This is a genomic window from Microbacterium sp., assembly GCF_049650565.1.
Lineage (GTDB): Bacteria > Actinomycetota > Actinomycetes > Actinomycetales > Microbacteriaceae > Microbacterium.
In genome coordinates, this window is record NZ_JBASAK010000052.1 from 1 (window position 1) to 9,259 (window position 9,259).

Genomic DNA, 9,259 nt, shown 5'->3' on the forward strand with positions numbered 1-9,259 from the left:
CGCCACCCGCGCGGCGGCCTCGGCGACGCGCTCGCGCGGGAGGGCGCCGCTGCGCATGGCCGCGACGATGGCGTCGCGCACGGCGTGGAAGTCGTGCTGGTCCTGCTCCGACAGCATGGCGTCGCCGGGGTTGGTGGGGTTGCCGATGCACAGCAGGTCGGCGCCCGCGTTCAGCGCCGCGACGGCGCCGGGCCCGAGCCCCACGGTCGCGCGGACCGCGGCCATGTCCAGCGCGTCGGTGACGATCACGCCGTCGAAACCGCTCGCCCGCAGCATCCCGAGGATGAGCGGGTTGAGCGTGGCCGGGGCGTCGCCCCAGTCCGGGACGACGATGTGCGCGGTCATGATCGACTGAACACCGGCGCGGACCACGGCCGTGAACGGCGGAAGGTGCCGCGCGGTGATCTCGGCGACCGGCGCATCGATGCGCGGCAGGTCGTGGTGCGAGTCCAGAGCGGTGTCGCCGTGTCCCGGGTAGTGCTTCGCGCACGCCGCCAGTCCGGCATCCTGGATGCCGCGAACGGCGGCCGCCGCGTGCCGGGACACGAGATCCGTGTCGCTGCCGAATGAGCGCGTCCCGATGACGGGATTGCGCGGGTCTGTGTTGACGTCGGCGACGGGACCCAGCACCACGTCGGCGCCGATCGCGTCGCAGCGGCGGGCGATCTCGGCTGCCGTGGCACGGGTCGCCTCGAGGTCGTCCACAGCTCCGAGCTGCGCGGCGCCGGGCACCGTCGACCCGGTGGCGGTCTCGAGCCGGGTGACCGACCCGCCCTCCTCGTCGATCCCGATCAGCGCCTGCGGCGCGATCTCGTGGATGCGGGCGCTGAGCGCCGCGGCATCTCCATGCAGGTTCTGCGCGAAGTACACCACTCCCGCCAGCCCTGCGGCAAGCTCGTGCTCCAGCCACGCGGGCAGGGTGGAGCCGAGGAACCCCGGCCACACGACCCCGTTCGCCAGACGACGCAGATCCTGGTCCATGTTCATCCCCTCACCGCGCCTGCGACGAGCCCGTCGCTGAGCTTGCGCTGCACCACCACGGAGAAGATCCTGACAGGAAGCGTGATGGGCGTCGTCTCCAGCGCGAGAGCGGCGATGCCCCCGGCGCGACGGTCGTCACGAGACGAGTGTTCACGTGAATCCTTGTTCCTCTTCGAGCAGTGACCGGAGGCCCCGCATCCGGAAATAGCATTCACCAATTCTCACCACCATGCAAGAAATTTTCATAATGATTGCCTGCACGGGCGTGCGCCCGATGCGCGGGCACCTCGGAAGCCGCCCGTAGACTGGGCGGATGAGCTCCGCGTTCCTCACCGACCGCTATGAACTGACCATGCTCGCCGCCGCGCTGCGCGACGGCACGGCGAGCCGTCCCTCGGTCTTCGAGCTGTTCTCGCGTCGCCTGTCCGGCGGGCGCCGCTTCGGCGTCGTGGCCGGCACCGGCCGCCTGCTGTCGCTGCTGCGCGAGTTCCGATTCGACGACGATCAGCTGAGGTATCTGCGCGACAACGACGTGGTGGATGCCGAAGCGCTGCGCTACCTGGCGGGGTACCGCTTCACCGGCACGATCCTCGGCTACCGCGAGGGCGAGCTGTACTTCCCGGGGTCGCCGATCCTGACCGTCGAGGGCAGCTTCGCGGATGCCGTGGTGCTGGAGACCCTGGCGCTGAGCGTGCTCAATCACGACTCGGCCGTGGCCACGGCGGCCTCGCGCATGAGCATCGCCGCCGGTGAGCGCCCGCTCGCCGAGATGGGTTCACGGCGTGCCGCCGAGCAGTCCGCGGTCGCCGCCGCCCGTGCGGCGTACATCGCCGGGTTCGGCGCCACCAGCAACCTCGAGGCGGGCCGCGCCTGGGGCATCCCGACGATGGGCACCGCCGCGCACTCCTGGACGCTGCTGCACGAGACCGAGGAGGACGCCTTCCGCGCGCAGGTGGACAGCCTCGGCACCGGCACGACCCTGCTCGTGGACACCTACGACATCCGCCAGGGCGTCGAGACGGCCATCCGCGTGGCCGGCACCTCACTCGGGGGCGTGCGGCTGGATTCCGGAGACCTGCCGATCGTCGCCGGCGCCGTACGCGCCCACCTGGACGAGCTCGGCGCGACGGGGACGAAGATCACCGTCACCAGCGACCTCGACGAGTACGCCATCGCGGCACTGGCGGCCTCTCCCGTCGACGCCTACGGCGTGGGCACCTCGGTGGTCACCGGATCCGGGTACCCGACTGCGGGTATGGTCTACAAGCTCGTCGCCAGGCAGGATGCCGCGGGCGGCTGGGTGGCCGTGGCCAAGGCATCCGCCGACAAGGCCTCCAAGGGCGGGCGCAAGGCCGCCTTCCGCACGCTTGCGAACGGCGTGGCCACAGCCGAGACGATCTCGGTCGCCGATGGCTTCGAGCGCGTCGACGAGCCGGCGGCGCACCCGGACTCCCGGCCGCTGCAGGTCGTGCTGGTGCAGGACGGCGAGATCGACACCGCCTACGAAGGGCAGGCCGGCACGGAGTCCGCGAGGGAGCACCACCTGAAGGTGCGCGAGGAGCTGCCGGTGCGCGCCCTCGCACTCAGCAAGTCGGATCCTGCGATCCCGACCGTATTCGTTGACGCCGAGTAGCTGCGTCTCCGAGCTTCGGCACGGCGTCTCCGAGCCTCGGCGCTGGGTCCCCGGGCCTGTCGCCTGTGCTGAGCGAGCGTCAGCGAGTCGAAGTGAAGGGTCGGCTCAGCGCATCATCTTGTCGTAGATCTCCTTGCAGGTCGGGCAGATCGGGAACTTCTCGGGGTCGCGCCCCGGAGTCCACTTCTTGCCGCAGAGCGCGCGCACCGGCTTGCCGGTGAGGGCCGACTCGAGGATCTTGTCCTTCTTGACGTAGTGGGAGAAGCGCTCGTGGTCGCCGGGCTCGAGGTTCTCCTCGCGGAGGAGTTCTTCGAGTTCGCGATCCAGTGTTGCCACGCCACCGTGATCGGGGTTGTCCAGCGGAATGCTCATGTCGAGATTCTAGCCGCCGGGATGGCGCCGGGGTCAGGTGGTCTCGGCGAACTCCATCAGCCGCGTGCCGCTGCGCTCGAAGATCGCACCGCCGATGGCAGCGCCTCCGGCCAGCACGAGGATGCCGGTGACGATGCCGGTCCAGAACGTGGCCGGCGCGTGCTGATCCCCGTCGACGATGGTCAGCACGAACAGCCACACGGTGGGGGCGCTGAACAGCAGCGCGCCCACGAACGTGCCCGCGGCGCCGAACGAGCCGTGCGACGACGAGCGCTGCGGCTGCTGGAACGGGCTGTCACCCGGGCGCGAGACCGCGTACGGGGCGATGACGGAGGCGATGCTCGACATGCCGAGTCCGGTCAGCAGCAGCGCGGCGGCCACGCCCACCAGCGGCAGCAGCAGTGTCCACTTGTCGATGGTGACCAGCGTCACCGAGACGGCGATGGCGAGCACGGGAACCGCCACCAGCAGCACCGGCACCAGCCGGCCGAGTCGGTCGGGCACTCCGCGCACGCCGCTGGCGATGTGCAGCCACAGGGCGGTGGAGTCGTAGGCGACGTCATTGTGCGGCAGCCATCCGAAGAACAGCGCCATCAGCGGCACGGGCACGAGCGCGGCGGCCCACGCCGGCACCCCCGCCACCATCAGCGGGAAGACCGTCAGCACACCGGCGACGGGCACGATGAGGACGTTCACGATGTACCGGCGGTCGCGCAGCCAGTACACCAGGCTGCGCGCGGCCACTCCCCCGAAAGCGTTGGCGGGGAGCCCCGAGAACCATCCCAGCCCCACGCGCTCGCGCGCCGCGTGCGCGCGCTCGGTGGCGCTGAGCAGCCGTCGCACGAGGTAGGCCCATGCCATCAGGAGTCCGGCGAGCGTCACGAGGGCGATCACTCCGCTGGCCCAGGCCGCCGCAGCGTCCCCGGCGGCGAGGTGGAACAGGAACGCCTGCGGCGCGGCCAGCGGGGTGAAGCCGACGGCGGAGGTCGCCGCCGCGGCGGTCACCGGCACGTGCCCGTTCCAGTTCATCGAGGCGAAGTACGCCGCGACGGGGAACGCGATCACGATGATCGGGATGGTGAACAGCACCGTCAGCTCGCGGGACCGGCGCTCGGGCAGGGCGATGGCGCTGATGGCCATGCCGATGCGCGCCACGAGCGCAGTGGAGACGACGCTGACGATGCCGGCGAGGATGGCCACCGGCCATGCGATGCCGCCGACCGTGATGGCGGTGATCACGAAGCACAGGTGCACCGCGATGAGCGCGAAGCTGGGGATGCTGACCAGCGACGCCAGCGCGAGGATCCACGGCATCCGCTCGTCGTCCACGCCGAACGGGGCGAAGCGCCGCGGATCGAGCTGGTCCTGCGTGGCGGTCAGCATCGGTGCGAGGAAGAACGCGAGGAACGTGGCCGCTGAGCCGAGCACGATGACCGTGCGCGCGGTGGGCAGCGGCGCATCGCCGAGGCCGAGCACCGCGATGCAGACCGCGACCGTGAAGGCGGCGACAGCCAGCACGGCCAGAACGCTGCGCACCAGGCGCTCCCCGCGAAGGGCGCCGGCCAGCAGCGCCAGTCTCAGTCGGAGAACGTGTGCAACCACTCCAGACCCTCCACTTCGCCACCGGAGCCGGAGAGCTCGACGAACCGCGCAGCCAGGGTCTGGCCGGCGCGAACCTCGTCGACGGTGCCCTCGGCCAGCACCTCGCCGTCGACGATCACGGCGACTCGCGAGCACACCTGCTCGATGAGGTCCATGCCGTGGCTGGAGAGGATGACGGTGCCGCCATGCGACACGTACGAGCGCAGGATGTCCAGGATCACGCCGGAGGACACCGGGTCGACGGCCTCGAACGGCTCGTCGAGCACCAGCACCCGCGGGGTGTGGATGAGCGCGCCGGCCAGCATGAGCTTCTTGGTCATGCCTGCGGAGTAGTCGGAGACGACGCGACTGAGGGCCTCGGAGAGGTCGAACGCGCGGGCGAGGTCGGCCACGCGCTTCTCGATCACCGTGCGACTGAGTCCTCGCAGCTGCCCGTAATAGTGCAGCAGCTGCCGTCCGGTGAGTCTGTCGAAGGTGCGCAGCCGGTCGGGCAGCACGCCCATCACGCGCTTCGCGCCGAGCGGATTGGCGCGCTGATCGATGCCGCTGATGTGCACGGTGCCGGCATCGGGCCGCAGCAGTCCCGCGATGATCGACAGTGTGGTGGTCTTGCCCGCGCCGTTGGGGCCGACCAGTCCGTAGAAGGAGCCGGCGGGCACCGTGAGGTCTATGCCGTCGACGGCATGCGAGTCGCCGAAGCGCTTGACGAGCCCGCGGATGCGGATCGCCTCTGTGGTGCCGGAGGGGTCAGCCGACACTGCGGTCTGGGATTCCGCGATCGCAGAGTCGGATGTCTCGGAGTCGACCGGTGCGGAGACGTCCCGCGCTGCAGGCGCCTCTTCGGCTGGCTGCAGGCCCTCGGCCGGCGCGGTCGCGACGACCTGATCAGGCGCGACCGCGGGCTCGGCCTCCGTGGAGCCTTCGGCGCCTCGGGGTGCGCGCGCCTCGGTGGTGACAGGCGCGCTGTCGGACGCGGCGACGAGTCGGGGCACGGATGCCACGACGTCTGCGCCATCGGGGCTCTTCGAGGAGAGGTCGGACTCGTCAGCGGCTGCCTTGTCCGCGCTCGTCGAAGCAGCAGCTCTCGAAGCGGTGGTCCTGGTCGCGGTGGGCTTGGACGCCGTGCTCTTGGACGCCGTGCCCTTGGACGCCGTGCCCTTGGACGCCGTGGCCTTGGACGCCGTGCCCTTGGACGCTGTGCTCTTGGACGTCGTGCTCTTGGACGCCATCGCCTTCGTTGCTGTGGACTTCGCGGAAGGCGCCGGCCCGGAGGTCGAATTGCCCGGCTCCGCGGTCTCGGCTCCCGAGGTCTTCGCGGCAGCGGGTTCGGACGCTGCCGTCTTCGCTGCTGCAGGTGTGGACGCTGCCGTCTTCGCTGCTGCAGGCGCGGACGCCGCAGCGGACTTGGATCGCGCAGTGCGCTTCGGCGCCGCAGTGCGCTTGGGTGCCGACTTGGACGCAGCGTCCGGAGCGGCGGCGGTCTTGCCGACTGCGGCGGCACTGCTCGAAGCGGACCTGGCCACGGCGGCCGCCTTGGACGCGGTCCCCGCTGACGATGCCGCAGCAGCCCTCTTCGCGGCCGCCGTGCGCGCCGCGCCAGCCGCGGCCGTGCGGCCGGCGGCAGTCGTCTTCGCCGCAGCAGCGTCGGATGCCGCCTTCTTCGCCGCGGCGGTCTTCGACGCCGCCGTCCTGGTGGGCGTGGTCTTGGCGGCTGCGCTTTTCGCTGCAGCGGCCTTCGTACCTGCGGTCTTCGACGCCGCGGTCATCGCCGCAGGGGCCTTCGTGCCCGTGGGCTTCGCTGCCGTGCTCTTCGTCGCCGTGCGACGAGGCGCCGTCCTCGCGGTGGACTCGGCTCCAGCATCCGCCTTCACCCCATCGGCAGCCGGAGCCGCGGCCTCCGTCTTCGGCTCAGCCGCCGGTTTCCGCCTCGCAGACGCGCGCGCGGGCTTCTTCGCCGCATTCGCCGCGGCGGCCACGCCCTTCCCCACGGCACGCGGCGGGGAAGTGTCTTCGCGGTGGTCCCCTGAATCGTCGCGAGAAGCTGTCACGGGTACTACGGTATCAAGAGCGCGCAAGGCCACCCCGCCTTTCGACACAGGGCGAAACCGCATTGGGCGCCCCTGAGAATCCTGAGCGTCGCATGTGAGAACGATCACGGAACAGCAACGGCGTCCGCTCTGCGCGGGGTCTCCCAGGTGGCTTCAGTAGCATGTTCCTGGCACGAAGAGGTGTCCCGTCGATGAATCGACAGTGAACACAAGTTCTTTTTAGGGAGAAACCGTGACTCTTCAGACCGTCATCCTTGCTGCGGGCATGGGCTCGCGCCTCGGTCGCGCGCTCCCGAAGCCGCTCACCGAGCTCAGCGACGGCCGCACCATCATGCAGCAGCAGCACGACAACATCCGCGCGGCCTTCGGCAGCGACGCACGCATCACCGCGGTGGTCGGCTACCGCGCCGAGGTGATCATCGAGGCCTTCCCCACCGCGAAGTACGTCCACAACGAGCGCTACGACGTGACCAACACGTCCAAGAGCCTGCTGCGCGCGCTGAGCGCCACCGGCAAGGCCGGCGTTCTGTGGATGAACGGCGACGTGGTCTTCGACCCGCGCATCCTCGGCCGTGCGATCGAGTACATCGAGCGCGACCAGTCGTTCGTCACGGTCAACACGTCCAAGGTCAGCGACGAAGAGGTCAAGTACACCGTCACCGACGAGGGCTTCATCAAGGAGCTGTCCAAGACCGTCAAGGGCGGTCTTGGCGAGGCCGTGGGCATCAACTACATCTCGTCGGCCGACAAGGCGGCCTTCATGCGCCAGCTGCAGCGCGTCGACGACCAGGACTACTTCGAGCGCGGTCTCGAGCTGGCGATCGCCGAGAACGGCCTGCTGCTCGAGCCGATGGACGTCTCCGACCTGTACGCGGTCGAGATCGACTTCGCCGAGGACCTGGAGCGCGCGAACCTGTTCGTGTGACCCATCTCGATTGCTGAGCCGCCCCATCTGGGTTGCTGAGCCTGTCGAAGCATCGAAAGCCCCGCCCTGTCAAGGGTGCGGGGCTTTCGGCTTTCTCGAGGATGCCGTGCATAGGATCTCCCCATGCGCCAGAAGGTCCACAGGATGGAGATCGATGACGAGGTCATGCCCGTCGTCGATCCGGAGAAGCGATCCTTCTCGGTGCGCGGCTTGGATCGGATGCTGGCCGTGCAGCGGCCGCTAGTCGTGGCTCACATCCGCAGCATCCGCCTCCGGCATCCCGATGCCGACCCCGCGCAGATCGTGAGGATCCTCGAGGCGCGCTATCTCGCCACCGTGACCACGGGAGGTGCGGCCGTCGGCGCGACAGCCGTCATCCCGGGGATCGGCACGGGCGTGACGCTCGCGCTCTCGGGCGCGGAGACGGTCGGCTTCATGGAGTCGACGGCGCTGTTCGCGCAGTCGGTGGCTGAGGTGCACGGCACCGCCGTGCAGGAGCCCGAGAGAGCACGCGCGCTGGTGATGACGCTGATGCTGGGCAAGGAGGGCGTCGATCTCGTCTCCCAGCTGGCCAGGCAGGCATCGGGGAAGGGCGGGACGCGCTCCTCGTACTGGGGCGAGCTGGTGACGAAGTCGCTGCCGCGGGCGGCCGTGGGACCGCTGGTCGACCGGTTGAAGTCGGCGTTCATCCGCCAGTTCGCCACGCGCGGCGGCGCGTCATTCATCGGCAAGGCACTGCCGTTCGGCGTGGGAGCGGTGGTCGGCGGCACGGGCAACCACCTGCTGGGGCGCCGAGTGCTGAAGAACTCCCGTCGCGCGTTCGGAGCCGCGCCGCTGTGGCTGCCGCCGGAGCTGGAGCCCGCCACAGGCAGTGAGAGGATCGAGCATCGGATGCTGCACGGCGCGCGCCTGGTGGGAGGGAGCGTCGTGTCGCGGCTGAGACTGCCACGGCGGCACCCGTCCTCCACAGCCGAGGACTGAGTCCGACTTCTCCACTCCTCCAGGGGCCGTGCCCCCGCACCCGGTTCCGGCGTCCGTCGCCGCTCGTAGCTTGGGCGGATGCTCCACTCCATAGACACCACTCGAGTCCCGCCCCCCGCCGCCTACTGCGTGCCCTGGGTGGTGACGCGAGGAGACCGGAGGCACCCGGTCGTGATGAACGCCGGCAAGGAGCCGGTGGACTTCGTCAAGGTGCTGCGCAGCGACCTCTCCGAGAGCGGAGCGGTGGAGCTGTGGGGCCAGGTGCTGCCCACCGAGACCGTCGAGTTGTGCTTGTGCGGCTGCGACGTCGACCAGGTGGTCGTGACCGTCGCCTGGTTCCGCCAGCAGGACGGGCTCGAGTACGTGTGGCGGTTCGTGGTGTGAGCCGGTTCAGGCGTCGTGCCCGCGGCGGCGCAGCTCGCGCCGGAAGTCCGCCTCGGAGTACGGCTTGATGTCCTGCGGGAGATCGGCGGCGGAGAGGCCCGTGATCAGGGCCGTCAACGAGATGTCCAGCGCCGTGGCCAGCTGGATGAGGACGAACAGCGTGGGGTTGCCTGTGCCGTTCTCGATGCGAGCCAGGTGTGAGACGTCCATGTCCGCCCGCTCGGCCAGCTTGTTGCGGCTGATCATGCTCTTGTCGCGCAGTTCGCGAACGCGCATCCCGACGATCTCGGATGCTCGCGATCGGACTGCTCTCATCCCACCAGCATCCTGACA

Annotated in this window: 10 protein-coding genes; 5 read left to right on the forward strand and 5 right to left on the reverse strand. The window is 69.9% G+C overall.

The genetic code is table 11. The annotated features are described in order from the left end of the window. Positions 1–981, reverse strand: a 981-nt coding sequence (locus WA967_RS09460; protein WP_424421649.1) for a glycoside hydrolase family 3 protein, incomplete at its 3' end; no start/stop codon positions are given. 313 nt (positions 982–1,294) lie between these two features. Here WA967_RS09460 and WA967_RS09465 point away from each other — a divergent pair. Continuing rightward, on the forward strand, positions 1,295–2,614 hold the full coding sequence (locus tag WA967_RS09465; RefSeq protein WP_424421652.1) for a nicotinate phosphoribosyltransferase: 1,320 nt from the start codon (positions 1,295–1,297) through the stop codon (positions 2,612–2,614). Positions 2,615–2,719: 105 nt separating this feature from the next. Here the strand turns inward: WA967_RS09465 and WA967_RS09470 are convergent, their stop codons facing one another. The 3 genes from WA967_RS09470 to WA967_RS09480 are packed head-to-tail and all read right to left on the reverse strand — an operon-like array spanning position 2,720 to position 5,817. Next, entirely contained in the window at positions 2,720–2,986 is a 267-nt protein-coding gene (locus WA967_RS09470; protein WP_298861979.1) for a DUF3039 domain-containing protein, read from the reverse strand. A 33-nt stretch (positions 2,987–3,019) separates the two neighbouring features. Further along, a complete protein-coding gene (locus WA967_RS09475; RefSeq protein WP_424421654.1) occupies positions 3,020–4,588 on the reverse strand; it encodes a hypothetical protein in 1,569 nt (522 codons plus the stop codon). Beyond that, positions 4,564–5,817: an ATP-binding cassette domain-containing protein gene (locus WA967_RS09480; RefSeq protein WP_424421657.1), complete on the reverse strand. Its 1,254-nt coding sequence runs from the start codon at positions 5,815–5,817 to the stop codon at positions 4,564–4,566. The genes WA967_RS09475 and WA967_RS09480 overlap by 25 nt, the downstream gene beginning before the upstream one ends. Here WA967_RS09480 and WA967_RS09485 point away from each other — a divergent pair. From WA967_RS09485 to WA967_RS09500, 4 genes are all read left to right on the forward strand, one after another. Then, entirely contained in the window at positions 5,792–6,712 is a 921-nt protein-coding gene (locus tag WA967_RS09485; RefSeq protein ID WP_424421660.1) for a hypothetical protein, read from the forward strand. The two genes, WA967_RS09480 and WA967_RS09485, sit on opposite strands and share 26 nt — an antisense overlap. Before the next feature lie 156 nt (positions 6,713–6,868). Beyond that, the gene (locus tag WA967_RS09490; protein WP_424421662.1) at positions 6,869–7,561 is read left to right on the forward strand and encodes an NTP transferase domain-containing protein; all 693 of its coding nucleotides are present in this window, start codon (positions 6,869–6,871) and stop codon (positions 7,559–7,561) included. 165 nt (positions 7,562–7,726) lie between these two features. After that, the gene (locus WA967_RS09495) at positions 7,727–8,542 is read left to right on the forward strand and encodes a hypothetical protein (RefSeq protein ID WP_424421669.1); all 816 of its coding nucleotides are present in this window, start codon (positions 7,727–7,729) and stop codon (positions 8,540–8,542) included. Between the two features lie 78 nt (positions 8,543–8,620). Further along, complete coding sequence (locus tag WA967_RS09500) at positions 8,621–8,926, forward strand: hypothetical protein (protein WP_424421664.1); 306 nt, start codon at positions 8,621–8,623, stop codon at positions 8,924–8,926. 6 nt (positions 8,927–8,932) lie between these two features. Here WA967_RS09500 and WA967_RS09505 read toward each other — a convergent pair. Then, the coding region (locus WA967_RS09505) for a helix-turn-helix domain-containing protein (RefSeq protein WP_424421666.1) at positions 8,933–9,259 on the reverse strand (327 nt) is incomplete at its 5' end.